Source organism: Microcoleus sp. Pol12B5, from assembly GCF_036701335.1.
Taxonomy (GTDB): Bacteria; Cyanobacteriota; Cyanobacteriia; order Cyanobacteriales; family Microcoleaceae; genus Microcoleus.
Window position 1 is genome coordinate 1 of sequence record NZ_JAUBQQ010000024.1, and the last position, 26,641, is coordinate 26,641.

Below are 26,641 nucleotides of genomic sequence, written 5' to 3' on the forward strand. Positions count from 1 at the left end.
TTAGTCATTAGTCATTAGTCATTAGTCATTAGTCATTAGTCATTAGTCATTAGTCATTAGTCATTAGTCATTAGTCAGCAGTCAACAATTCCCCATTACCGATTCCCTATGCAGAAGATTGCTCTTTTTGGAACCAGTGCCGATCCGCCCACAGCGGGACATAAAACAATTCTGAGTTGGCTTTCGCAACATTTTGATTGGGTAGCAGTTTGGGCGTCGGACAATCCTTTTAAGTCGCATCAAACTTCTCTACAACACCGATCGGCAATGCTGCTGTTAATGATTCAAGAAATTAATTCGCCCAGACACAATCTTTGCTTGCATCCAGAACTCAGCAGTCCGAGGACTGTGGAAACTGTGGAACAAGCAAGATTGCTGTGGCAGGATGCAGATTTGACGCTGGTAATCGGTTCTGACTTGGTGGGGCAACTGTCTCGCTGGTACAAATTTGAACAATTGTTAAAACAAGTGGATCTGCTGATAGTACCGCGACCCGGTTATCCATCAGAGCAATTAGATTTGTGGCAGTTGAGGCGCATGGGTGCAGACGTGGCGATCGCATCTTTGAGTGCTCCCAATGTTTCTTCTACTTCCTATCGGGAAAAAGGAGACAGGGAAGCTCTGACTCCGACCATCGAAGATTACATCCATAGGGAGCATTTGTACGCATGGCACGAGGCACAAAAAAGAGCGAGGGTTGCTCATTAGCTGACTTTAAAGTAGGAGTAGATAATGTTATTTTTTCCGTCGATACCGTGCAGAACCGCTTGTTGGTGCTGTTGATAATGCGGCAAGACGAACCGTTTATCGATTCTTGGAGTCTTCCCGGTACTTTGGTGCGGCACGGAGAGTCTCTGGAAAATGCAGCTTACCGGATTTTGTCTGAGAAAATTCGGGTAAAAAATTTGTATCTGGAGCAATTGTATACTTTTGGAGAACCCGGGCGCGATCCTCGGGAAATTACCAGGGGCGATCGTTATCTTTCGGTTAGTTATTTTGCTTTGGTACGCTTTGAGGAAGCTGAGTTAATTGCTGGGAGTGTAGTCGCGGGTGTCGGGCACCGTGTCGGCGGTATTGCTTGGTATCCCGTGCAACAAGTTCCTAAGCTGGCCTTCGATCACAATCAAATTCTCGAATACGGATATCGGCGACTGCGTAACAAACTTGAATACAGCCCGGTAGCTTTTGAAGTTTTGCCGGAACTTTTTACTTTGAGCGACTTGTATCAGCTTTATACAACTATTTTGGGGGAAAATTTTTCTGATTATTCTAATTTTAGAGCTCGATTGTTGAAATTGGGTTTTTTGTGCGATACCGGTGTTAAGGTTTCGCGCGGGGCTGGCCGCCCTGCTAGTTTGTACCGCTTTGATGCGGCCGCTTTTGCTCCTTTCAAAAATAAGCCACTGGTGTTTATTTAGCTGTTCCTTGGATGACATTCTGGGATCAATTTAGTAACATTAGAATATAAGCTATTAAGGAGTGCAGACTATGAAAGACCCCGATGAATGCGCTAATATTCACGAAGTTCGGGAGGAAATTGATATCATCGATCGAGAAGTGATCGACGCTTTGAGCAAAAGATTTAAATACGTCGTCGCGGCAGCAAGGTTCAAAACGAGTGAAGCTGGCGTTAGAGCGCCCGATCGCTTTCATGCTATGTTACAGCAGCGGCGCGAGTGGGCTTTAGAATCAGGTTTGAATCCTGATGTGGTTGAAAATATTTACCGGGATTTGGTAAATTATTATATTGAGGAAGAGTTGAAACATTTCAAATCTGAGTAAGGTTTCTATACATTCAAATCTAGAACTATAGGAAAGTGAGTCCGCGCGGGCGGACTGTTAGCAATATTTATGAGGTGATTTGGTGATATGAAAATTGCGATCGCACAACTCAACCCTACTATTGGTGATATCTTGGGCAACTCCAACCTGATTCTGGAGGCTGCGAAAAAAGCTGAGGTTGAGGGCGCAAACTTATTGCTAACACCGGAACTTTCCCTGATCGGTTATCCGCCGCGCGATTTGTTAATTAATCCGAGTTTCATTGCAGATGCAGGTACACAGTTGCTGCAACTGGCGCAAGCTTTGCCGCCTGAGTTGGCAGTCATAGTAGGCACTGCCTTACCTAATGCTACTGCTGTTAAACTCGGCGGAAAATCCTTGTTTAATAGTGCTGTTTTGTTGCAAAATGGCGCCGTCAAAACAGTTTTTCATAAACGCTTGTTGCCTACTTATGATGTATTTGATGAAGATAGATATTTTGAACCGGGAGAAAACAGCAATTACTTTTCTATTGGCGAAGTCAAAATCGGCGTGACAATTTGTGAAGATTTGTGGAACAATGAGGAGTTTTGGGGTAAACGCAGTTACGCGGGCGATCCTGTTTCCGATCTGGCAAAATTGGGTGTAGATTTAGTGGTGAATTTGTCGGCATCGCCTTATTCTGCGGGGAAGCGGGGAGTGCGATCGGCGATGTTGCAGCACAGCGTCATCCGCTGCGGGAAACCGATTATTTACGCTAATCAGGTAGGCGGAAATGACGATATTATTTTTGACGGCAGCAGTTTTGCTGTGAATCGAAGGGGTGATTTAATTCAGGTATTAGCTTCTTTTGAAACGGATTTTGCGGTGCTGGAATATGACGCCACTAAACAAGATTTATTTGGCAGCGGTGGGTTTGGGCAAGATGCCCGATCCACAACAGATTTAAGTTTTCATCCGGCAGAAGGAGATGCAGAGATTTGGGCTGCTTTGGTTTTGGGAGTGCGAGATTATGTTCGCAAGTGCGGTTTTTCTAAGGTTGTACTCGGTTTGAGTGGGGGGATAGATTCGGCTTTGGTGGCGGCGATCGCCAGTTGCGCGATCGGGCCCGAAAATGTTCTAGGGGTGTTGATGCCTTCTCCTTACAGTTCGGATCATTCGGTTAATGATGCTTTGGAATTAGCACGAAATCTGGGCCTTGCAATCGAAATGTTGCCGATAGGCGGTTTGATGAAAACTTACGATCGCACTCTCGCCAATTTGTTTGTCAATACAACTTTCGGGATTGCTGAGGAAAATATTCAATCCCGGATTCGAGGCAATCTGTTGATGGCAATTTCCAATAAGTTCGGACATTTGCTGCTTTCGACTGGGAATAAGTCGGAAATGGCTGTGGGTTACTGCACTCTCTACGGCGATATGAATGGGGGATTGGCGGTGATTGCTGATGTGCCGAAAACTCGCGTTTATTCGCTTTGTCAATGGCTGAATTATGGGAGTGAGAAGATTAAAAATCAGGCTAACTTGGGAAAGGAAATTATTCCGGTTAATATTATTACCAAGCCGCCGAGTGCTGAACTGAAACCGGGACAAGTTGACCAAGATTCTTTGCCGGATTACGATGTTTTGGATGACATCTTGCAGCGGTTGATCGAACAGCACGAATCTGCCCAACAAATTGTGGCGGCAGGACACGATGAAGCCGTGGTTAAACGTGTAGTAAAATTAGTGAGGCAAGCGGAGTTTAAACGGCGGCAAGCAGCCCCTGGTTTGAAAATTAGCGATCGAGCTTTTGGTACCGGTTGGCGGATGCCGATCGCCAAATCTTCATTTTATTAAACGCATCATTAAACGCAAAATGGTTAACATCGACGGTAGTTTCGGCTTCGATTTTCTCCTGGGAACTCTCAGCAACGATACGATTAGAGGATTTGCGGGTAATGATACTGTTCAAGGTTTGGGAGGAAATGACCGAATTTTTGGCGATCGGGAAAATGATTTGCTAGCAGGAAATGAAGGCGCTGATACGCTGTCTGGCGGTCAGGGAAGCGATACAATCTATGGAGGACAAGACTCCGATTGGATTTTTGGCGATCGGGGTAACGATTTGCTAATAGGCGGCGAAGGCGGTGATATCTTAACAGGAGGCGCGGGTGATGATTTATTTGTGATTGAAAAAACCGCCGCCGCCTCTACTATTACTAAAGCGGATATAATTACAGATTTTGGCAACGGCAATGATAAAATTGTCTTGACAGAAGGCATGAAGTTTAGCGATTTAGAGCTTTCTGTTTCCGAGAACCAAACTATTATGAAAGACAAAAAATTTGGTAATTATTTAGGAGTTGTTTTGGGAAATTCTAATCTGACTGAATTAAACTTTATTTCGCTGTTTGGCGGACTAGATAGGGGTCAGCTTTTGCCAATTTCGGTTAACACGATTATAGCCGATCGCGCGATCGGACTGGAAGTGGCGAAAACTCCCCAAGAACAAGCGACAGGTTTAATGTTTCGCACAGAATTGCCTGACGACAGAGGAATGTTTTTCCCCATCGAACCCGCGCGAAACGTGCGTTTTTGGATGAAAAACGTGTTGATTGAGCTGGATATGGTTTTTCTGCGGGAAGGCGTCGTGCAGGCGATAATCCCTAACGTACCGCCGTGTTTGAGCGAAACCTGCCCCAACTACGGCCCGGATGTTCCCGTTGATGGAGTTATTGAACTCAGAGGCGGAAGGGCAGCCCAATTGGGACTCAAAGTTGGCGATCGGATTCCCAATTTGCCCTAAAAGGTATATGATTTTATCGCAGCATTCAACATTTTTGCATCCAATGAATCCTATGAATCCTATTGAATTAAAAATAATCCCCCATCAAACTCAAGACGGTTTAGCTTACCAACATTTGCGCTTGCGAATTACAACTCAAGACGGTATCATCACACCCGATGATTTACAAGGTTTGAAACTTCCTCAAGACGTTCAATTAAGCCAAGGAATTGTCATTGAAGGTAGAGGAGCAATTTGGCTGTACGGGTATTTAGTACATGAATGTCATCCTGCGGCTTGGGTGGGATGTTACGATCCGCGATTAGAAGGTGCCGTGGTAGTAGCGACGCACAAGCACGAGGTATCAGTTGGACAGGTATTAAAATTGAGTTTACCGAGCGATTAAGACTCTACGTAGCGAGTGTAGCGGCTTTGGTTTTGAATGCCAACCCGACTCTTACTCCGGCTCAAGTTGAGTATATCTTGACGACAATAGCCAAACCAAATGGGATAATAGCCTAGAAAAAATAGGCAGCGACTATTCAGAAATATTAATCGATCGCCATACACCCGCGCGAATCTGTTTTGTCCGAACCTCAGCGCGGATGGGATGTGGATGCAATCCAGCAATGGATGGCAAATATGGATTGACTTCGCAGTTAGAAATTTGGCAGAAAGTCGGCGCTTATACTTGTCGAACTTGTGAAGGTCAAATTCAAAATTTTAGCAAGCAAGTAGGATGGAACATGAGCTCGCAAGTAATCCCTATACCAGGGGAGTATCCAACAGTTGCTGCATGAAGTTGGCAAAGTTATGTTGACAGCGATAAAAGCATAACTAGGTACTGTCTTTTTGCTGGCGCGCAGATATGACAAGCGTGGAAAGTTACAAAATTTAACCGATTTTCTACTTTCGCCAATTGCGGCAAGTAACAGTTAATACAGCATATTCCTGGTTCATGAACTACAGTAGCAGCTATATTGTGTGGTGTTAATCTGTAGGGTGCGGATCTGCGAGATATTAGATAAAACTTGCAGATTGTTGATGGCGACGCACCTTACTTGCTTGACTTTTCAAAGCTTTTTACCTATGCCTGTTTCTCACAAATTATTTAGGATTGCTATAAATTGAGAGGGTTTTAATAATATTGAGGAATTGCTGCAAAATGGTGGACGAATGATTATGCCGCCAAACAGCAGTTAATTGAGTGGTTGTCGTTTGTTCCTGAATCTGACGATAGACCACTCCTTCCCGTTGAAGATTCTGTACGTGAGATGGCAGAATGCTGATACCTGTTTCCCCTGCGACTAATCCCAAAATTGTGACCATAAAGACGGCTGTTTGAGCAACTTTAGGAACAAACCCTGCTTGCGAACATACATGGTAAATTTCCTCAGATAAGCCAGCCACAATCTGATGAAGGGGCATTACAAATTCTTGATCCTTTAGGTCGGAAAGCGAAATTTTGGATTGGGCTGTAAGCGGATGGTTTTTGGGTAAAACGACGACAAGTGGTTCTTGTGTGAGAGACATCGTTTCTAAATCATTGGCTTCAGAAATATCGTGGTAGAGATAGAGAAAAATGATATCAGTCTGGCGATCGCGCAACCTCTGAATTAGGGAAGCACTATGTTCTTCCTGCAAAATCAGTTTTACCTCTGGATATCGCTGTCGAAAAGTTCGCAGCATCTCTGGAAAGACACCATTCGCGATCGAACTGGGAAAACCCACCGTCAAATAACCCAATTCACCCTGATGAATGCGCTGGGTTTTATGTACCGCTTGTTCTAACTGTACCAAAGTTGCGCGAGCTTCTTCTAAAAACGCCTGTCCTGCTGGGGTTAGCTGAATCGGGTGACTTTTGCGATCGAATAGCTTCACACCCAGTTCAGCCTCTAAATCTTTAATTTGTTGACTTAGGGGCGGTTGGGCAATGTGCAATCGCTTTGCCGCGCGACTAAAGCTCAGTTCGTCTGCCACTGCAATGAAGTAACGAAGATGGCGAAGTTCCATAGGTTATACGATTTTAGATTTGAGAATTGAATGATTGGGAATGAATGATTACTATCATGGTTTGGAGCACGAGCCTACAGTTATATTCTCTTTGGTAACGGGGATTAAATACTATATTTTTTAAGTATATTGTTATATATAAAAAAGTATTTGACATATAGCTATAACTTCTTTATTTTGAAAGTAATAGTTATAAATTTCGGCACAAAATACCTATTTAAGTATTGCTTAATGAGGATTATTCATGATTTCGCAAGTAATTCGACGAGTTGCAGTTGTGGGAGGAACCCACGGAAACGAGTTGACTGGGGTTTATCTGATTAAGAAGTTTCAACAATTCCCAGACTTACTGAAACGATCGAGCTTTGAGGTGGTTACTCTATTAGCTAATCCTCAAGCGGTAAAGTCCAATCGGCGTTATGTCGATCGCGATTTGAACCGTTGCTTTGCCGAGGAAGATTTGTCTAACCCAGATTTGATGGGTTACGAGAACAGACGTGCTAAGGAAATCTCCGCCCAACTATGTCCGAAAGACGAACATGGGGCTGATGTGATCGTTGACCTTCACAGCACAACGGCCAACATGGGGCTGACAATTTTACCATCTAGCAAACATCCATTCAATTTGCAATTATTAGCTTATTTGAGTGAGATCGAACCCTCACTGCGAGTTTGTTTCGGAGAGCATTCTGGTGAGGATGCCCCAATGCTTCGATCGCTCTCTGCTTTCGGTGGCACCATAGAAGTTGGGCCCATCGCCCAGGGAGTCATTAACGCCCGTCAGCTTCAGCAAACCGAAATGCTAGTCCACGCCATTCTGGATTATCTCGACGCACAAAATCGGGGAAAGCCGCTTCCTATACCATCATATTTAACTGTATATCAGGCGATCGGCTCAGTAGACTATCCCAGAAATTCACTAGGTGAACTGCAAGCCGCGATCCATCCCCAACTTCAGTTCAAAGACTATGAACCCTTACATCCCGGTGAACCGATGTTTCTCACATTTACGGGAGAATCGCTCCACTATAAAGGAGAATCTACTGTTTTCCCTGTATTCATTAACGAAGCAGCCTATTACGAAAAACACATAGCGATGGTTTTGACGCAAAAACAACAGCTTCAGCTTGAAACGGCATAACTTGCCGAAAAATATGACTTTTATGAAATTAGGGTTATGACTTTTATGAACTCAAGCAATGAATTTATGAATTGACTTATCATCTCGCCGATGGAAGAATGTTAATTAATTTAAAATCACGCATTGTCTCCCCTAAACACCAGTGAATCTCAAATTATCAGGAGTGAATTTATGGAAAGTACGCTCGGTATATTTGCAATCGATCGCGAACAGCAGCTCACAGCAGCATTAACAACCTTTGGTAACAGCGGTCAGCTTAATTTTTTCACTGCATCCAGTCAATTTAACGGTAGCATCCCTAGCAACGGCCTTGACATTGATAATTTGACAGCGAGCGCGATCGGCGAACAAGGACAAATAGCAGATTTTGTAGTAACCCAAAGCAGCGAGAGCCTCAGTTACTCAGCCAACAATCAAGTCGCTAGCATTACATCTCTTGCTCAACAAAAATCGAACTCAGATGCGATCGCTGTCGGCACAGATCCCCTCACAGGAACGAGAACGGCTAATCAGTTGAATTTATCAGACCCAGACAACTCCTTAGCCACTGCACGCAACATGGGTGTTGCTGATAACAATCCCCTCATCTTCAATGATTTTGTCGGAGTTGACGATAACGAGGATTATTATCGCTTTACTATTAACAACAATAGCGATGTAAGCTTGCGTATCGATGTTTTGAATGGAGCAGGAATCGAGTTGATTCAAGATAAGAATCGCAACGGCGAGGCTGATTATGATGAACTTCTTGGCAGCGATTATGCCTCGCCCGGTGCATCCGGCGAGATAAATTTCTTCAACCTGACTCCTGGAGATTACTATGTCGCAGTTTATAGTTACTTTGACTATAAGAATTACAACCTGAATCTAGCTGCAACGCCTGCTACTGGTTTTAGCAGCAATTACGGATACGGTTTAGTAGATGCAAATGCAGCAGTAGCCGGCACTTTTAACAGTCCCGTTAAATTCCCCGAAGTTCCTAATTTGGGCGGGAATGATTGGGCAAGAGACATGGTAAATGCGCCGGAAGTTTGGCAGGGGGGAATTACCGGAAATGGGATTGTTGTAGCTGTCGTCGATAGCGGTGTTGACTACACCCATCCCGATTTAGATGCCAATATTTGGCAGAATGCGGGTGAAATTCCCAATAACGGAATTGACGACGACCGCAACGGATATATTGATGATATTCGGGGTTGGGATTTTGTGTGGAACGACAACAACCCAATGGATTGGGACGGTCATGGGACTCACGTAGCAGGCGCGATTGCGGCCGAACGAAATGATTTTGGCATAACTGGAGTTGCCTACAATGCAAAGATTATGCCTGTGAGAGTTTTGCCGGCATTTGGCTCTGGGAACTTTAATAATTTTGCTGCTGGAATTCGTTATGCTGCTGATAATGGAGCTAATGTAATTAACGTTAGTATTGGTGGCTGGTCGCCTAGCATGGAGGTTGATGAGGCAATTCAGTACGCCACTAACAAAGGAGTTGTTGTCGTCATGTCAGCAGGAAATGATGGTTTTTCTGAACCAGACTATCCAGCTAGATATGCCGATCGCTTCGGAATTGCTGTGGGAGGAATTGATATAAATGGCAGGATGGATCAATTCTTTAACCGTGCAGGTGGCCGACCTTTGGATTACGTAGTTGCACCGGGAGTAGACATCTATTCTACAACTCCCTACAACACCTACGAAACCTACAGCGGCACATCGATGGCAGCCCCTCACGTAGCGGGTGTAGCGGCTTTAGTTTTGAATGCCAATCCGAATCTAACTCCGGCTCAGGTTGAGCAAATTTTGACTGCAACAGCCAACCAAAATGAGATAATAGCCTAGAAAAAATAGGCAGCAACTATTCAGAAACATTAGTCGATCGCCTTACAAGCGCGCGAATCTGTTTTGTCAGAAGCTTCGGGCGATCGAACACTCGTCTATTTACCAAATTTGCAATTTTAATGTGAGGACGTATGACTATTAATCGCGTCTCAGTTGACTCAGCAGGCAATCAGGCGATCGGCGACTCCGAGATCCCCTCCATCTCTGCCGATGGGCGGTTTGTGACGTTTTTATCTAACGCCACCAACCTCGTGCCGGGGGACACTAACAATAGCAAGGACATCTTCGTGCGCGACTTGTTAACGAATATCATCACCCGCGTCTCAGTTAACTCAGCAGGCAATCAGGGGAACGCCTTGTCCGTCCTCCCCTCCATTTCCGGTAACGGGCGGTTTGTGGCGTTTGCATCGAATGCTTCCAACCTCGTGCCGGGGGACACTAACGGTAGAGCCGACATCTTCGTCCGCGACTTGTTAACGAATATCACTACCCGCGTCTCTGTTGACTCAGCAGGCAATCAGGGGAACGGCATTTCCTATTCCTTGTTGACCTCCATCTCCGCCGACGGGCGGTTTGTGACGTTTGCATCGGATTCCACCAACCTTGTGGCGGGAGACACTAACGATACCCGTGATATCTTCGTGCGTGACTTGTTAACAAACACTACCACCCGCGTCTCTGTAGATTCAGCAGGCAATCAGGGGAACGGCATTTCCGAGTTCCCCTCCATCTCCGACGGGCGGTTTGTGGCGTTTGCGTCGAATGCCTCCAACCTCGTGCCGGGAGACACTAACAATAGTAACGACACCTTCGTGCGCGACTTGTTAACGAATACCACTACCCGCGTCTCTGTAGATTCAGCAGGCATTCAGGGAAACGACTCCTCCCGCATTCCCTCCATCTCCGCCGACGGGCGGTTTGTGGCGTTTGTATCTAGTGCCACCAACCTAGTACCGGGAGAAACTAACAATCGCGGCGACATCTTCGTGCGCGACTTGTTAACCAATACCACTACCTGCGTCTCTGTTGACTCAGCAGGCAATCCGGGGAACGACTCCTCCCTCTATAGTTCGATCTCCGCCGACGGACGGTTTGTGGTGTTTGAATCTGATGCCTCCAACCTCGTGCGGGGGGACACTAACAATAGCACTGACATCTTCGTGCGCGACTTGTCAACCAATACCACCACTCGCGTCTCTGTTTCAGGGGCGGGCAATCAGGGGAACGGCGAATCCTACAGCCCCTCCATCTCCGCCAACGGGCAGAAAGTGGCGTTTTCATCTAAGGCCTCCAACCTCGTGCCGGGAGATACCAACAATGGCTCAGACCTCTTTATTGTTGACTTAACCAACACTCCAGGCGTCATCAATACTTCTAGTAACAACATCAACGGCACAAACGGCAACGACAACCTGATAGGCACTCCCAGCAGCGATAATATCAACGGTTTTGACGGCGATGACGCACTTATCGGCAGACAAGGCAACGATATCCTTGTCGGGGGCGGCGGCAGCGACAACCTGTTTGGTGGCAAAGGTTTTGACACCCTCAACGGCGGTTTGGGAAACGATATTCTAGTCGGCGGCGCGGGCAACGATGTATTTGTTTTAGGTGCGGGGTTGGGAGTTGATACAATCTCTGATTTCGGCAACGCTCAAGATACCATTCAATTAATCAACGGCTTGACTTTCGGACAACTATCAATTTCCGCTGGAACTAACGGCACATTAATTGGATTAGCTAGCAGCGGTGAAATTTTAGCTGCTTTGACAGGTGTTGCTCCCAATCTCATCGGTCCTGAAGATTTCGTCTCTGTTTAAATATCTGTAGATTCTCAATTGCCTGCTGTAGAAACACAGCAATGCTTTGTCCTTTCACCGAATATCTCACCTTTACTCAAAGAACACGATCGGGAATTACGCACTCCGACAGAGAAACCGAGTTCTTTTGCGAATCTTCGGGTCACAACGCAGTATTTTCGTAAAAAACCCGGTTTCTGAACCCCCATGCACAAGCCCTAGCAAAAAATGGTTTGACGCGCAATATACTGTTGTTAGCTTTTAGTTATTAATTATGGCAAATTATAAAACAGTTTTTTTGTTCAATAGTTTAACTTTAGTGCTAGTTGGGATAGTGACGGCGTGTCTGAATTTATTCGGTTTTTCGGTAAAAGGGTTGTTTTTGCCGCCTTGCTCTGCCACGTATCCGGGTGCAGGTTTCTTTTTCTTGGCGTTTCAAATGTTATTTTATTTATCGGTAATGGTGTGCGCTTTTACCTTTGGATTGCTGAGAATTATTCAACCAGATCGCCCAGGAAATCGATTTCTTTTATATTCGGCACTGTTTGCAGGTTGCTTTCTGTTCAATGAAGTTTTTCGCACCCATGTTCATCTGGGACGTGCGGGTTTTCCGAAAGTGACAATTGTCATATTTTACGCCGTGCTCGCAATTGCATACGGATTAACTTTTCGGAGGCATATTCCCTCGACTCCCTATGCTTTACTGCTGAGTGGCGTAGGTTTGTTATTTGTTGCCTTTTTTGCAGAAGCGCTGCCCTTAAAAAACGAGATTGTGTCGAGCTTGCTGGAGGGAATACCGAAGCTGTTGAGCGGGATTAATATTGCACTTTATTTTTGGTTTGTGTGCCAGGATTTGATAGTGCGATCGTTCAATTTTTCTAACACGAACTCAAATACAGAATGGAACTAAGATGAAGATTTGCTGTTGGGTGGGGGCGAGTTTTTGAGATTATCTATTATTGACAAATATTGTTTGTAAAACCCGCCACTACATGATTGTATAATCGGTTAAAACTGAGATATTGCACAATTGTTAGTTAGCCTTTTATGAACAGTCAAGATGCCTGTTCCACAAAATATAAATTTTATTGTGGAACAGGCATCTTGCCTGTTGCTGAAAATGGTGCAAGATATCAGTTAAAACAAAAAGTATCGCTGCGCCATTGGCAAAACAGTTGCCGGTTCGCAAGTTAACAATTCCCCATCCGCCCTAACTTCATAAGTTTCTGGATCGACTTCCATTTGTGGCAAATAATCGTTGAGTTTCATATCTCTTTTACTAATTTGTCGCGTCCCGGAAACGGCTACAGTGGGCTTTTGTAAACCGAGCTGTGCGGCAATATCTCGATCGCGCGCAGCTTGGGAAACAAACGTCAGACAAGTCGCCCCAATCGCCCCGCCAAAACTGCCAAACATCGGCCGCATATGCACCGGTTGCGGCGTGGGAATGCTGGCGTTAGCATCTCCCATCTGCCCATAGGCGATCGCCCCTCCTTTAATTACCAGTTCCGGTTTCACCCCAAAAAAAGCCGGCCGCCACAAACACAAATCCGCCAATTTCCCCTCTTCCACCGAACCCACATACTGACTAATTCCGTGAGTAATCGCCGGATTAATTGTATATTTGGCAATGTACCGCTTCACCCGAAAATTATCATTTTCTCCCTCTGTTTCCCCCCCTTGGTAAGGGGGGGTTAGGGGGGGTAAATGTCCCCGCTGCACTTTCATTTTATGAGCCGTTTGCCAAGTCCGAATAATCACCTCTCCCACTCTTCCCATCGCCTGAGAATCAGAAGAAATCATACTAAACGCACCTAAATCGTGCAAAATATCCTCAGCAGCAATAGTTTCCCTTCTAATTCTCGATTCAGCAAAAGCGACATCTTCAGGAATACCTCGATCCAAATGGTGGCAAACCATCAACATATCTAAATGTTCTTCTAAAGTATTGACAGTGTAAGGGCGAGTCGGGTTAGTTGACGAAGGCAAAACATTAGCTTGGCCGCAAACTTTGATAATATCAGGTGCGTGTCCGCCGCCAGCACCTTCAGTATGGTAAGTATGAATAGCTCGATTTTTGAAAGCAGCAATTGTAGCTTCCACAAATCCCGCTTCATTGAGAGTATCCGTGTGAATTGCAACTTGCACATCGTACTCGTCAGCTACACTCAAACAAGTGTCGATCGTTGCTGGTGTAGTTCCCCAATCTTCGTGGAGTTTCAAACCCATTGCACCGGCCAAGATTTGTTCAATTAATCCTTGGGGTTGACTGCTATTTCCTTTACCTAAAAATCCTAGGTTTACCGGGAAAGCGTCGGCTGCTTGCAGCATTCGGTACATATGCCAAGGCCCCGGAGTGCAAGTTGTGGCGTTTGTACCCGTTGCAGGGCCTGTGCCACCGCCAATCATTGTAGTGATTCCAGAGGCGATCGCCACTTCTATTTGCTGCGGGCAAATAAAGTGAATGTGACTGTCGATTCCCCCGGCGGTGAGAATCATTCCTTCACCGGCAATTACTTCAGTACCAGGCCCGATAATAATATCTACCCTATCTTGAATATAAGGATTTCCGGCTTTACCAATTTTGTAAATTTTGCCGTCTTTAAGACCGACATCTGCTTTAACAATTCCCCACCAGTCTAATATTAAAGCATTAGTAATCACCGTGTCAACAGCGCCGTCTGCATTAGAAATCGGCGATTGTCCCATGCCGTCGCGAATAACTTTGCCACCGCCAAATTTAACTTCATCCCCGTAGGTTGTGAAGTCTTTTTCAACTTCTATGAATAATTCTGTATCGGCTAACCGGACGCGATCGCCCACAGTCGGCCCGAAGGTTTCCGCGTAGGCGCGACGATCCATTCTGTAACTCATGTTCACTCCTAATATTAATAAATTTTTAGTTAGCAGTTGAGACCCACTTCAATTATAGTATGTGACGAGTTCCTCAATCTGAAACAGTAAAAAAAATACAACATTAGGCAAGCTTTAAAACCCCGATCGTCATCAATTCTGCCCCTCGAAAATCTAAAATGGTATAATCGGGCAAATTTACTCCAGTATTTTCTGGATTTGCCTTTTTAAAATCTCCACATCCACCGTCATATCCATGCCAATGAAACTCCAATCTTCCGCTACATTGTTGTCATCAACCATGCGAGAGTATTCTAATCCCAATAGCTGGCAAATGTAATAGAAATATGGCGGAGTGTACCCTCCATAAAAGAATTCCAATACTTTCGTTCCCGGCTGACACCACAGCAAATTTGTAAAACCTGCCCCGTGAGGGCCGACAACCACCGCCGCTTCTGCAAACAGACGAATTTGTTCATCAACACTGCGCGAGATATCTTCCAAAATTTCAAAATCAAATTCTTTCAAAACCTCTCGCACTTGTACTTCATTTTTAACCTTGCGCCGGCCGCTTCTAGACAGATAAAGTTTTCTATAAGGCTTTACCTTTTCCTTAAGACAGAATTTTTTCCGCAAAAGCTCTATATCGTAAGGACTGGGAAAATACCAGTCTTGATTGTTTCCCACCACCACACTTTCTGCATGATATCCCGTATCTCTAGCCTGAGTGTCGATTAGTGAACTTTCAGGAATACCGAGTTTGGTCATAAAGCCCAACTCAAAATCTGTATGTCGTAAAGGATAACAAATTTTAGCTTCTTGCCAAATTTCCTTACCTAAAGCCTCCTCAATTCGACAAAGTTTAGCCAGCACAAAAATCACATAATCATAATAACTGCACCACAAATGCGACCAAGGAGCAACTACCAGCGGATAGGTAATTTGGTTAGGTTTGTAAGGCCATTCCAGAATGCCCGCACCGCTAATCCGAAAATCCAAGTCTAAAAGCAATTTCTTATTCAGCAGCGTGTTGCCCGACGTACAAATAGTTAAAGAATTTATTTTTTGATTCAAAGAAATCTTCCATACATAATCTGGGTCAAAAGACACGGCTTTTTCCGTGGCAAAAAACCTAGAAGGCACTTTTTTTACAGAAGTTAATGCGGGTATATTGATGGGTTGGTGCTGCTTTTTATAAACTATGCTGTCATCTAACAATTTGATGCTGGTGCGTCGGTCTAACGGGGTTCTCCAGACACGCCTTGATGTTGCCAGCAAGCTCTGCTTCAATTTCTGTTTGATCTGGTCAACTAATTTTGGGTTCATCACGCACTTTTGCTGTATATCTTTGCAGTTTTTACAACCACATTAGACCGCAAACGGCAGATTTTAACTCGCTCAAAAGTAGGAGATTGAACTAACAAAAAAAGCCCGAAGGCATTTATACAGAAGGCAGAGAAAAAGTTTTTATCTTACTTTATCATTCTCCAGGCATAGGGCTGGAAATGATACCATTTGCGATTTTACATTTGGGATTGGGATGAGTGTCACTATGATAGTGTGGAGAGAGCCTACAGTTGCATTATGTTTTGAAACTGGTAGGACTTTTAAGTTAAAAAGCTTCAAATTCCCAAATCAACAATCGTGAACGGTCATCTGGCTTCATACTTCAGCATCCAGATGACCGTTCACTTTTCCATTAAAGCCGTAGACTTGACGACTACCAACAAACGGCACTAATTGAACTTCCCTTTCATCTCCTGGTTCAAACCTGACTGCTGTACCTGCGGGGATATCCAACCGCATTCCTTTTGCTTGTTCTCGATTAAATTCTAAGGCTTCGTTTGCCTCATAAAAGTGATAGTGTGAACCAATTTGGATGGGTCGATCGCCTTTATTTCCTACCAGCAACCGCACCGTTGGGCGATCGGCATTTAATTCTATTTCGCCTGCTGAAACAATCATTTCTCCGGGAATCATTTTTTCCTCCTCTGAGTATCGGTGGTTGATTTTTTAACGGATCGGATCGTGCACTGTTACCAACTTTGTTCCGTCGGGGAAAGTCGCCTCAACCTGGACTTCATGCACCATTTCTGCTATCCCTTCCATCACATCTTCCCGCGTCAGGAGAGTTGTTCCATAACTCATTAAATCGGCGACTGTGAGGCCATCTCTCGCTCCTTCTAAAATGGCGGCGGAAATGTAGGCGAGTGCTTCTGGATAGTTTAATTTTAAACCTCTTTGTTTGCGGCGTTCTGCTACCAGGGCGGCGGTGAAAATCAGCAGTTTGTCTTTTTCTTGGGGGGTGAGTTGCATTTTTATTCTTGTAAGTGCGATCGCATTATTTGGTGATGATATCGTTTACGGTTGTTTCTGAATGATTAAACCGCAAAGGGCGCAGAGGGCGCAGAGTCAGAAAAGAGAGACAGGAATAATCTTGTTAGCAGGGCAACTCTACATTGAAACTCAAAGATCATCCTATTTTATCCAAACTCTGGGTAAACAGCAAGGGCGTTCTGAAAAAGATAAGCGCAGCAAGTGCCAAATGCTGACAAACCAGTCTCTCGCTGCGGCTGTGGATGTACCGCGATATCGGCACAGCAAACCGTTAGGAATACGAGTCACGCCGACGGTGGAATTACCAGGAGAAATTGTTGCCTCAGATGGCAAATCTCGCACTTTTTCCATGAGCTCGGCTGTAACGGGTTCGCCTACCCAAGCGAGGGTGGCAACTACGGGTTTTCCTGCGAGGCCGTGAGGACTTTCGAGCATTTTTTCTCCTCCTTTGAGCAATTGTCTGTCAATCCATAAAGGGCTGTTTTGTTGCCAAATTTCGGTGTGCGAGATCCATTCTCCAGACAATAACTTTTCGCCCCTAGCACTGCGTCCAAATCTGGTAATTTCCCACAGTAAAATCCTCGCTGTTGGTGCTAATTCTACCCGCAAATTTTGCCGATATATTGCGCCGTCAAAAACTATAGTTTCTTGTGGCAGCCATTCTAAATTAGCACCAGTATCTAGCTGAATGTCAATATTTTGTTGTGATTCTAGTCCGCTGCTGCGATAGATTTTACTAGCAGCGGCGCTGGTAATCAAGGCTTTCGCCTTGGGTTGGAGGTGAAAATGGCTGGAAAGTCGATCGCCCCCGACAACTCCCCCACCCGTGTGCAAGATGACGCTGTGACAAATCTCTTTCCCTTCAGGATAAAACGGGCGCTGCACCTTTAGGGGTGCTTGCATTTGATTGTGAATGATTTGAGTTGCACCGGATCGGTTAGCGTAGGCTAAATTCAGGCTGCCGTGCCATCCAGTTTGAATGTTCTTGGTAGGTGTTTCAGTCGATTTTTGAATCACAGATTTTTACGATTAAATGTTAAATTGGAAACTTTTTTCATTTCTTTCGAGATGTATACTTATTATTTTTTTGCTAATATTACATAGTCATCAAGCCCATAATGCGGCTCGTAAGGTAATTTAAGGTGCTGGCGGAAAAGTGGACTGATGAATTTCTGTACAGGTAGATTTTCTCTAGCAAACTTGCCAAAATTAGGATGGGATGTCCTGCTACCGATTGAATTTAAATATTTATACCAAACTAAGTTTAAGCCCAGTTCATCAACAAATTGTCTTACTACACTTAGCTCATGTTGGCAATCATCAACTCGACGAACATTGTATGGGATCAGCAACTTCTTATCTTGAATAATTAGCAAAGCGTAACCCGAATCATTCAGGCTGTTTGTAAATATATCCTTGTAAATTAGAAGGGATTTTTCTCTTCTCTCCTCATCGTTAAAAAAACAGTGAGAAATCACTATAAAATCAAAGAATTTTTGAGGCAGTCTTTGAGATTGATTTTTCCCATCAAATATACTAGAAGTGTCAAAACGAAAGTAAGCATTCATCGCCTGGGGTTCCATGTACTGCCGCCAAAACTGGAGTCCGCGATATTGAAAAGCTTTTTGCTGTTCCAGAGAGTAGTATGATATGTGCATTGGTGGCATTGAAAAAAAGTCGCTACTGCTTTGCAGCAACAAACCGAGTCCGTAAGCAACAGTACCCGGCCCAGCAGCAATATCGAGGATATTAACTTTAGTCGGTAATAATCCAGCCTTGTAAATCAGGAACCAAGCTAGATATGTACAGTAGACGTTATCTAGGAAATACCTAATTAAATAGACGTGAGGACTTAGCTCAAAATTGTATTTAGGATCTTGTCCTTCTTTCAGTTTCTGTATATCGTCAATAGCTTGTTCAAGTAAATAATCAATATTGTTTTTTTCCCTGCTCAACTTATTAAGCTCATTCTTAATAAATCCAGCCAAATGTTGTTCAAAATTATTAAATGTTTTGTCGTCAATGCCAGTGCATTGAATCATACTCTCATCGCAGTCTATCAATTTGAAAGATTTTGAAATATGTTCAATGAACTTTGTGTCGGGAAACAATGTTAATTGATCAATCCGCGCCAGCGAATGGTCAAGTTGCCCGAAGCTTAGTTGCATTTCTAATTCTTCTAAATGCCGCTCGGCTTCTTTGATGCGGTCATTTTTTTTCTGTAATAACTTCTCAAGCTGTAGGCGCTCTTTAAATAGCTTCTGCTGCCATGAGAGTTTTGCCCCGGAATTTTCTATTTGTTTTAACAGTTGTTTGGCAAGTCGATTATTTTGACTCTTAACGGCTTCGTTAAACTGATGGGAACGCCACCAGTTAGCTAGCGAGTTATTCATAGCCAAATCCCTCTTTGCCTTCCATAATTTCAACATCGGGGAGCAGCGCAATTAATTTATTTTTAAACTTGCGATAACTCTGTTGTTCGCTATTGTACCACCAAGCGTACTTGTGTTTAAGAGCTAATGCTTCCTCGCGAGTTGACGCAATTAGCGATCGCCCGTTGCTGGCATGAAAATCCTGAATCACCACTCTATCTACAACTGCCAGCTTGCTAATAAAATCCGCTTCATCTTCCGGTAAGGTAGGGAGTAGTGGCGTCACAGTTATAGAAAATCTGACTTCGCAATTTTCTTGGTAAGGAAAGCTGTATTTCAGTTTTGCCATAGCTTTGAGTCTCGCAGGAATACTCGGCGACTTTGGTTCAAAATCTTTCCTTACTTTTTCGCTACCAGTGGGAATGCTCATGTTAATTCGCAACCGCTGAAATTTCTGTAAAATATCGATATCTCTAGTTATCATAGGACTGCGAGTTTGGATAACTAGCGTCGGTTGATAGGAAAGCATTACTTGTAACAAGTACCTAGTTAATAGTTTTTTAGTTTCAATGGGCTGATACGGATCGGTGACACTACTCATGTAAATGCTAGGTGGTCGATCCGGGTTTTTCTTGTACCAACTATGCAACTCTTTCTTTAAAATATCGGTGGCATTTTCTTTGATGATAACCCAATTTCCCCAATCCTGACGCATCTGCGAATTAGGGCTAAAAGCAGCAGCATAACAATAGCTGCATCCGTACTGACAGCCGCGATAAGGATTTAGCGTGAAATCGTAAGCACTGATAAATCCAGTAGCTTTGTTAAGCACTGACTGTGCATTTTGTGCATACACTTTAGAACTTCCGAAGTTTTCTTTGAGTGCGACAGTGTGTTTCTTGCCGATGGAATATTCTTCATACTGAGACTTTACCATGATTGAACCTGCTACAGTATTAAAATGGAAAATGTTTATAAATGAGAAAGGCAAGGGCGCTTCTATCTTGCTACTTCACTGTACCCCACTCAACAAATGTTAGCAAAAAAGTGGGTAATTAGTCAACTTTACAATAATTTTTTTGAAGAACCAACAAGTCAGCTCTTTAAACTCCACGCTAAGCTCGATCGCGAATGTAATGCAAGCTTACGGATTTACTGACAGCGACGATATTTTAGCAAAAGTGCTGGAATTAAACCTAGAACTGGCCAAAAAAGAAAAACGGGGAGAAGCGGTAGTTGGGCCTTGTTTCCCAACCGACTAAAAATACTAATCGCTGTAGCCCTAAGTTTTCTAAATTTGCGTATAATCACATAGATTGTTGATTGAGATCACAAACACTCTAGTCTAAAAAGAGAGATACTAGGGGAAGCGTTGAGTTTTGAGTGAAAGAATTCAAAATTCAAAGTTCAACACTCAAAACTGCTTTCGACCTTCAGCATAAGTGCATTCTGCTTTTCTTCGCTCAATTACTCCTGATTAGTTTGGGAGGAACTTCCAATGTTATTATTTACCCACAGTCAGTCCAAGAATAGCAAAGTAGAGCAAAAGCACTATGCTCAAAAAGATTTGTTACAAACTTCAACTATTAATCTAACTGGGCTAAAGGCAGAATGCAAGCATTTGCGGATCGGTCAAAAGATTAGCTATAGCTATGCTTTAGCTGTCGGCATAGCGATTTTGGGAACTGGTGCGGGAATGAGATTCGGAGACTACTTTCGCAAGCAAGCTTTAGTTCAGGTAAATGTGGCGCAACAGCAGCAGCAACTGCTGCAAAATTTGCAAAATACCGTATTTGAAGCCCGATCGCACGCGGCGAGATTGCCAGTCGTTTTGGGAAACGCCGTATGGCTGCAATACGAACACGATCGCTTTTTCGGGCAAATCAATCAAGCAAAAATTATGATTGCAGAAATTGAATCTTTCGCACGAGAACATCCCGATCGACTAGCAACAGAAGAGGCCACATTGCAGGCTATCTTGAAGAAATCTGCCCTCGTCATTGATTACTACGGTCAGCTAATTAAATTGCAGTTAAAAGAAGCGGAAGTTTGGAATTTGCAGCCCAACAGCATCGAGTCCGCACAGCTACAAATGTTGAGGACTAGCAGCGGCCAAGAGGCGATCGTACTAGATAACCTTGCTCAAAGTTTAACTGACCTAATTTCTACCGTAGAAATTCATAAACAGGAAGGAACTCAAGCATTAGAAGAATCTGAAAAATTGCGAAACCGAATTATTCTCGGAAGTATGCTAATTTCAGCACTCATCGCCGCCGCCCTAGCAGACAAAACCAGCCGCGCGATCGCCCAACCTCTCGAAACCGTCACTAATGTCGCTCAGCAAGTCGCTCGCGAATCAAATTTTGATCTGCAAGTACCAGTCACAACCGACGACGAAATCGGAGTTTTAGCGGTCTCTTTCAATCAATTAATTCAGCGAGTTAGCGAGTATACAAAAGAACTCAAAGAAACTCAATCCCAATTAATTCAAACCGAAAAAATGTCATCTCTCGGTCAAATGGTGGCAGGGATAGCCCACGAAATCAACAATCCCGTCAACTTCATCGGCGGAAACATTGACTATGCCAACCAATACATCGAAGATTTGGCAGGTTTGGTAACTCTCTATCAAGAATATTATCCTAACCCACCAGATGGCATTCTAGAGCGCATCGAAGACATTGAACTAGAATTTCTCAGAGAAGATTTACCAAAAACCCTATCTTCGATGAAAATGGGAGCCGATCGCATTCGCGAAATTGTCGTATCCATGCGTAATTTTTCGCGATGCGACGACGGAAAAATGAAATCAGCCGACATTCACGAAGGAATAGATAGCACCCTCGTCATTCTCAATCACCGGCTCAAACAAGGTATTCAAGTTATTAAACAATACGGCAAGTTGCCTGCAGTTGAGTGCTATCCCGCGCAACTGAATCAAGTATTTATGAATATTATTAGCAATGCAATAGATGCGCTGGAGGAGGTGAAAAAAGAAGACAAAGGCTATTCGCCAACGATTTGGATTAGCACGGAAATTACGGCAGACAATACTGTCACCGTCAAGATTCGGGATAACGGGCCGGGAATCGCGTCCGCCAGTACCCAACAGATATTTGACCCATTTTTTACTACAAAGTCGATCGGCAAAGGTACTGGATTAGGATTGGCTATTTCCTATCAAATCCTTGCCAAGCATCAAGGCAAAATTGAGGTAAATTCTCAAATAGGACAGGGCACGGAATTTGTGATTACTTTGCCAGTTGCTGTGTAATATCACGCGGGGCGACTTCGTTTTTATGTGTCTGGACTCAAGGTTGTGAAGTCTCGATTAGGCCGATTTACGGGATAGATAACTTATATTCTTATATTACAGATATTGGTGAACCAGTGCCTACAGACATCATGGTTTTTTTACCGGGCATGAGATGGCGATTAGTGCCGAATAACATATTATTCGTCGCTTTTAAAAATTAATCCCGTCTCCATAACATTAACTGAAGCGCTCGCTCTATAAAGATTCTAGCAGCTTTTTGGACCACAAAAGTACAGCAGTGACTTTAACAGGTTTGTTGTCGCTATTTAAACTTTTGACAAATTTTGTGTCGCTTCTTAAAAAACGGGACTTGTAAAAATTAGACAATCAAAGTCCTCTTGAGGCGTCCTGGTGATACGGGATTGTACCCTCGATAGAATGTCCGAAAGCCTCACCATCACCTACGTTCTCGATCGCAATACAATGTTTCTAACTTTTGGCATCGCCGGGGCCGAAACTCTCAACGCCGATCGCGTTTATATTAGTATCAACACTTGAGATTATTCCGGCTATCGGGACTGTCACCCCCATTATATTTAAGCCATTCAAGAAGTATTTCGGATAGGGACACAATAGGGGAAAGAACGTGATGCACTCTCTATCTTAATACTTCTGATTGAGCTAAAGAAGACATAAATCATTAAATAAATTAGGCAATAATGGGGGAGTGCCTTGCGAAAAAAACTTGGTTTTGTTACGGCGGTGAAGTTGCTGGTGGCGTTTGCGATTCCTGTGAGTTAAGTCTGCCAGCGTTTAAGGAGTTAGGTTTACAAGATCCGCTGCCTTATCCTCCCAACCATAAAACCTATAGATAAAAAATTTATTAATAATTTGGTCACAACAGTTGACTGAAGCTTAACCAACGGATAATCTATTTTAATGACAGTTTCTTCCAAATAGCTTATAATAGTTATGCAATTTTCAACGGCCACTCAAACTCTTAAAAATAATGAAGCGGCGGCATTTTGTTGGGTTATCGCTATTGTCTGTAGCAAGCTGTTCTACAACAGTAAATCAATCTAATCGCAGCTCTTCCAGTTTGGTCGTAAGTGAACCTGAAACCCTTGAATTTGCTGTAACTGATGTTCAGGGTGCAGAAGATTTGCAGCAAAATTATCAAACCTTTCGGACTGTTCTTGGGGAAGTTTTGGAGAAAAAAATTGAATTGTTCCCCGTAGATAACTATATAGCAGCAGCCGTAGCTCTCCAGTCGGATCAGCTAAAATTAGCTCTAACAGGGCCATCTGAATATGTGATTATGCGGGCCCGGACAAATGCTGTTCCCATCATTGCCATCACCCGCCCGGACTATCACTCAATTATTGTTGTTCGTGCCAATAGTGAGATTAAGTCAGCAGCACAATTGAAAGGTAAAACAATAGCTATGTGGAAAATAGGTGCAACTGGTGGTCATCTAGGCCCGATTAAAATTCTCCTGGATGCTGGCTTAAATCCCCAATCCGACTTCAAAATCTCAATGTTGGAAAGAAAGGGTTTGCAGGCTCTCAAACAAGACCAAGTTGATGCCTTAGCAATTGGTGTGAATAGATACAAAGATTTACTCAAAACAGACAGTTTATCAACCAATGATTTTCGGATTATTGCCACAGGGCAACCCTTACCTAGTGATTTGTTTGTTGCTAGTAGCAACCTGCCTAATACTATTGTTGAAAAAATTCGCGATCGCTTGGTAGAAAATCAAGATCAGCTAATTGAAGCAATTTTAGTAGGGAAAGATAATGATAAGTATCAAGGAGCTAAACTGATGCCAGCTAACGACAGTGATTATAACATGATTCGTGAAGTTTATAAGGCTATTGGTCAGGGGAATGTCTTTTAAGGTTAAATTTTATCTAATGCCTACTTTGTAGTAGGGCTTTAGCCCTTAATCCTCCATAAACTCTAGGGAAGATTGCCTACTATGAATAAGAGACTTTATTTATGTGCATTTACTAATAAAGTTGTTAAAATTTAGCTCAGGTTGCCAGTATGCACAAGTTTGAACAGGGAGAGAATAGGGCTGTGAGGTTCAAAAACATTATCCTAAATAGACGAAAAAATAATATCGCTGTCACTGAAGGATCTCGCGACCTCAAAAATCCTCTCAAAAAAACTCCCTTGACTGCAATTAACCGCTTCATTTCTCGGTTAAGCATTGCCAAAAAAATTAATTATGGCTACTCACTAGCAATTGGAATAGCCGTACTAGGAGCCACAGGGGGAATGATCTGTGGAGACTATTACCAAGACCAAGCTTTCCAAGCTCTAACTTTCGCCGACCAGCAACAGGATTTGCTCAGGGATTTAGAATATTCCGTGCAGGTAGTGCAGTCACATCCCAAACGACTAATATCTATCTTGGGAGATTCAATCTGGTTTGAATATGAAACTGCTAAGTTCTCGAAAGATGTTAAGGTCGTTAAAAAACTTATTGCAGAAATAGACACTTTTAGTGAAAAACATTCCACAGAATTAGCAGTAAATTATGCTGAATTAAAGAAATTGTTAGATGGTTACACAACTGCGACAGATTCGTATTCTCAATTGCTCACATTTTTTTGGCAAGAAATAGCTTCCTCCTCGCTAAAACCAGAAGAAGTTAAAGAGGCACAGCAGCAGGTATTGGATTTAATCAGAGGGGATAGAGCAGTTAAGCTCGATGTTAAGTTTGAGCGACTGTCAGAGAGTTTAAGCTTGATGACTGAAGTAGCTAAGGCACAGCAAAGACAAGCCTACATTAATTTTAAGGTAGCTGAGAAATTGCGAGTGCAAATCATCGTAGCGAGTATGTTAGTGTCAGTTGTGATCGCTACTTTTCTAGCCATCTGTACCAGCCGCGCGATCGCCATCCCTATCCAAGCTGTAACCAGCGTTGCTAAAACTATTACTCAACAAGCAAATTTTGATTTGCAAGCACCTGTCACCACAGAAGATGAAGTAGGAACCTTAGCAAAATCCATCAATCAATTAGTTCAATGGGTAGCAGAATACACCGATGAATTAGAGCTGGGTCGCCAAACTTTGGAAGAGCGAGTAGAAGAAAGAACAGAAGAGCTTACAGCAGCGCTTCACCAACTTAAACACACCCAAACCCAGTTAATTCAAACCGAAAAAATGTCCAGTTTAGGGCAGATGGTGGCAGGCGTCGCCCATGAAATAAACAACCCTATTAACTTTATTCACGGCAACCTAGAATACGCCAACGAGTATGTTATAAACTTGCTGCGTTTACTTCGTCTCTATCAGCAGGAATACCCGCAACCCACAGAGGCGATCGCAGAAGAAATCGCAGAAATAGAACTAGACTTTATCACAGAAGATTTACTAAAACTGCTTGAATCTATGAAAATAGGTTCAGAACGCATCCGGCAAATAGTTTTGTCTTTGCGAAACTTCTCTCGCTTAGATGAAGCTCAAATGAAATTAGTTGATATCCATGAAGGTATTGACAATACACTATTGATTTTGAACAGTCGGCTCAAGCAGGGAATTGAAGTTGTCAAAAACTATGGAGACTTGCCAGAAGTAGAGTGTTATCCAGCGCAGCTAAATCAAGTATTTATGAATATTATAGCCAATGCGATAGATGCACTAGAAGGGTCATCCCAGGACTCTAAAAAAGGGAAAAATCCTCAGATTTTAATTCAGACGCAAAAGTTGGATAGTAGCCAAATTCTGGTGCGAATTTGCGATAACGGCCCTGGCATTCCATCCGCCATCCACAGTAAGCTATTTGACCCATTTTTTACAACTAAAGAACCAGGAAAAGGCACTGGTATCGGACTCGCAATTTGCTACCAGATTGTGGAAAAACATCGGGGGAAAATAGAGATAATTTCATCTTTTGGAGGGGGAGCAGAGTTTGCGATCGCACTTCCCGTCTCATCTCAAACTTGAAGCTAGATATTGTCTATTTTGAGGACATTAATGTGTTAACGACGGCACATAATTTATTATTCGACTATTTAAACTCAGCTCAGACAGCCGCCCAATTTCCAGAACCAGCTTATTTTCTCAACCAGTTGAAAGCCTGACGCAAAAAGTCCGGGGCGAACTTGGCAGATATAGAGGCGCTTTTGGACATAGTAGAAAACCATTAGCGCGAGAATTGAGCGGAAAACTGAACTCTTGGTGACAAGAAATCTGAAACCGTTGAATCACAAAGGATTGAAATGGATGGGGGCGGAGGGACTTGAACCCACACGACCGTTTCGGGTCAACGGATTTTAAGTCCGTAGCGTCTACCATTCCGCCACGCCCCCCTTTGGTCAAGCTGCTATGGTTTTGAGCCACTAACAGTAACAGCCTTTTATTCTACAGGCAAAACCCCAATTTACGCAACCCCTAATCAAAAAATTCTCAAAAGTCGCGCTGGATCTCCCCAAGCGGTACAATAGTTAACCAGCTAACGGAGCGTGTCAACTGACTTACCCGTGTTAT

At 43.5% G+C, this 26,641-nt stretch carries 23 protein-coding genes and 1 tRNA gene; 15 read left to right on the forward strand and 9 right to left on the reverse strand.

From position 1 onward, the window contains the following. Positions 1 to 108 precede the first annotated feature (108 nt). The 7 genes from QUA24_RS13335 to QUA24_RS13365 all read left to right on the forward strand — a co-directional run bounded on the left by QUA24_RS13335 (position 109) and on the right by QUA24_RS13365 (position 5,328). Entirely contained in the window at positions 109 to 708 is a 600-nt protein-coding gene (locus tag QUA24_RS13335) for a nicotinate-nucleotide adenylyltransferase (RefSeq protein ID WP_333230277.1), read from the forward strand. Beyond that, positions 669 to 1,418 carry an NrtR DNA-binding winged helix domain-containing protein gene (locus QUA24_RS13340; protein WP_333215099.1) on the forward strand — a complete coding sequence of 250 codons (750 nt, stop codon included), beginning with the start codon at positions 669 to 671 and terminating at the stop codon, positions 1,416 to 1,418. Before QUA24_RS13335 ends, QUA24_RS13340 begins: the two co-directional genes overlap by 40 nt. Positions 1,419 to 1,488: 70 nt before the next feature. Continuing rightward, positions 1,489 to 1,782, forward strand: a complete 294-nt coding sequence (locus QUA24_RS13345) for an isochorismate lyase (RefSeq protein WP_333159752.1) — start codon at positions 1,489 to 1,491, stop codon at positions 1,780 to 1,782. 87 nt (positions 1,783 to 1,869) lie between these two features. Next, a complete protein-coding gene (locus QUA24_RS13350; protein ID WP_333230279.1) occupies positions 1,870 to 3,600 on the forward strand; it encodes an NAD+ synthase in 1,731 nt (576 codons plus the stop codon). A gap of 19 nt (positions 3,601 to 3,619) precedes the next feature. Further along, positions 3,620 to 4,549, forward strand: a complete 930-nt coding sequence (locus QUA24_RS13355) for a DUF192 domain-containing protein (RefSeq protein ID WP_333230281.1) — start codon at positions 3,620 to 3,622, stop codon at positions 4,547 to 4,549. Positions 4,550 to 4,601: 52 nt separating this feature from the next. Continuing rightward, positions 4,602 to 4,934: a CRISPR-associated ring nuclease Crn3/Csx3 gene (gene crn3 / locus QUA24_RS13360; protein WP_333083735.1), complete on the forward strand. Its 333-nt coding sequence runs from the start codon at positions 4,602 to 4,604 to the stop codon at positions 4,932 to 4,934. 223 nt (positions 4,935 to 5,157) lie between these two features. Beyond that, on the forward strand, positions 5,158 to 5,328 hold the full coding sequence (locus tag QUA24_RS13365) for a hypothetical protein (RefSeq protein WP_333215090.1): 171 nt from the start codon (positions 5,158 to 5,160) through the stop codon (positions 5,326 to 5,328). A gap of 307 nt (positions 5,329 to 5,635) precedes the next feature. Here QUA24_RS13365 and QUA24_RS13370 read toward each other — a convergent pair whose 3' ends face one another. Continuing rightward, the gene (locus tag QUA24_RS13370) at positions 5,636 to 6,541 is read right to left on the reverse strand and encodes a LysR substrate-binding domain-containing protein (RefSeq protein WP_333083738.1); all 906 of its coding nucleotides are present in this window, start codon (positions 6,539 to 6,541) and stop codon (positions 5,636 to 5,638) included. Between the two features lie 244 nt (positions 6,542 to 6,785). On the opposite strand from QUA24_RS13370, the gene QUA24_RS13375 reads away from it, so the two are divergent. The 4 genes from QUA24_RS13375 to QUA24_RS13390 all read left to right on the forward strand — a co-directional run bounded on the left by QUA24_RS13375 (position 6,786) and on the right by QUA24_RS13390 (position 12,233). Then, on the forward strand, positions 6,786 to 7,682 hold the full coding sequence (locus QUA24_RS13375; protein WP_333230283.1) for an aspartoacylase: 897 nt from the start codon (positions 6,786 to 6,788) through the stop codon (positions 7,680 to 7,682). A 171-nt stretch (positions 7,683 to 7,853) separates the two neighbouring features. Next, on the forward strand, positions 7,854 to 9,524 hold the full coding sequence (locus QUA24_RS13380) for a S8 family peptidase (RefSeq protein ID WP_333230285.1): 1,671 nt from the start codon (positions 7,854 to 7,856) through the stop codon (positions 9,522 to 9,524). 131 nt (positions 9,525 to 9,655) lie between these two features. Further along, positions 9,656 to 11,344, forward strand: coding sequence for a calcium-binding protein (locus tag QUA24_RS13385; RefSeq protein ID WP_333230287.1), 1,689 nt, complete (start codon positions 9,656 to 9,658; stop codon positions 11,342 to 11,344). 253 nt (positions 11,345 to 11,597) lie between these two features. Then, a complete protein-coding gene (locus QUA24_RS13390; RefSeq protein ID WP_333230288.1) occupies positions 11,598 to 12,233 on the forward strand; it encodes a hypothetical protein in 636 nt (211 codons plus the stop codon). 227 nt (positions 12,234 to 12,460) lie between these two features. Here the strand turns inward: QUA24_RS13390 and ureC are convergent, their stop codons facing one another. The 7 genes from ureC to QUA24_RS13425 all read right to left on the reverse strand — a co-directional run bounded on the left by ureC (position 12,461) and on the right by QUA24_RS13425 (position 19,822). Continuing rightward, positions 12,461 to 14,197 (reverse strand): urease subunit alpha, encoded by a 1,737-nt coding sequence (gene ureC, locus QUA24_RS13395; RefSeq protein WP_333230290.1) that lies wholly within the window; start codon positions 14,195 to 14,197, stop codon positions 12,461 to 12,463. Between the two features lie 177 nt (positions 14,198 to 14,374). Next, positions 14,375 to 15,502 carry a glycosyltransferase family 61 protein gene (locus QUA24_RS13400; protein ID WP_333230292.1) on the reverse strand — a complete coding sequence of 376 codons (1,128 nt, stop codon included), beginning with the start codon at positions 15,500 to 15,502 and terminating at the stop codon, positions 14,375 to 14,377. A 336-nt stretch (positions 15,503 to 15,838) separates the two neighbouring features. Further along, a complete protein-coding gene (locus tag QUA24_RS13405; RefSeq protein ID WP_333158442.1) occupies positions 15,839 to 16,156 on the reverse strand; it encodes an urease subunit beta in 318 nt (105 codons plus the stop codon). Positions 16,157 to 16,189: 33 nt separating this feature from the next. Further along, the gene (ureA, locus tag QUA24_RS13410; protein ID WP_006635319.1) at positions 16,190 to 16,492 is read right to left on the reverse strand and encodes an urease subunit gamma; all 303 of its coding nucleotides are present in this window, start codon (positions 16,490 to 16,492) and stop codon (positions 16,190 to 16,192) included. A gap of 162 nt (positions 16,493 to 16,654) precedes the next feature. Next, positions 16,655 to 17,530 carry an urease accessory protein UreD gene (locus QUA24_RS13415; RefSeq protein WP_333230294.1) on the reverse strand — a complete coding sequence of 292 codons (876 nt, stop codon included), beginning with the start codon at positions 17,528 to 17,530 and terminating at the stop codon, positions 16,655 to 16,657. Between the two features lie 62 nt (positions 17,531 to 17,592). Beyond that, the gene (locus QUA24_RS13420) at positions 17,593 to 18,906 is read right to left on the reverse strand and encodes a photosystem II assembly protein (RefSeq protein ID WP_333230296.1); all 1,314 of its coding nucleotides are present in this window, start codon (positions 18,904 to 18,906) and stop codon (positions 17,593 to 17,595) included. Then, positions 18,899 to 19,822 carry a radical SAM protein gene (locus tag QUA24_RS13425; protein WP_333230298.1) on the reverse strand — a complete coding sequence of 308 codons (924 nt, stop codon included), beginning with the start codon at positions 19,820 to 19,822 and terminating at the stop codon, positions 18,899 to 18,901. The genes QUA24_RS13420 and QUA24_RS13425 overlap by 8 nt, the downstream gene beginning before the upstream one ends. Positions 19,823 to 19,964: 142 nt before the next feature. Between QUA24_RS13425 and QUA24_RS13430 the strand changes: the two genes are divergently transcribed. From QUA24_RS13430 to QUA24_RS13445, 4 genes are all read left to right on the forward strand, one after another. Further along, a complete protein-coding gene (locus QUA24_RS13430; RefSeq protein WP_333215583.1) occupies positions 19,965 to 20,147 on the forward strand; it encodes a hypothetical protein in 183 nt (60 codons plus the stop codon). A gap of 236 nt (positions 20,148 to 20,383) precedes the next feature. Next, positions 20,384 to 22,159 carry an ATP-binding protein gene (locus QUA24_RS13435; protein ID WP_333230300.1) on the forward strand — a complete coding sequence of 592 codons (1,776 nt, stop codon included), beginning with the start codon at positions 20,384 to 20,386 and terminating at the stop codon, positions 22,157 to 22,159. Positions 22,160 to 23,150: 991 nt separating this feature from the next. Beyond that, positions 23,151 to 24,041 carry a phosphate/phosphite/phosphonate ABC transporter substrate-binding protein gene (gene phnD, locus QUA24_RS13440; RefSeq protein WP_333230301.1) on the forward strand — a complete coding sequence of 297 codons (891 nt, stop codon included), beginning with the start codon at positions 23,151 to 23,153 and terminating at the stop codon, positions 24,039 to 24,041. 278 nt (positions 24,042 to 24,319) lie between these two features. Then, complete coding sequence (locus QUA24_RS13445) at positions 24,320 to 26,098, forward strand: ATP-binding protein (RefSeq protein WP_333230303.1); 1,779 nt, start codon at positions 24,320 to 24,322, stop codon at positions 26,096 to 26,098. Between the two features lie 280 nt (positions 26,099 to 26,378). Here QUA24_RS13445 and QUA24_RS13450 read toward each other — a convergent pair. Continuing rightward, positions 26,379 to 26,463, reverse strand: a tRNA-Leu gene (locus QUA24_RS13450). Positions 26,464 to 26,641 lie beyond the last annotated feature (178 nt).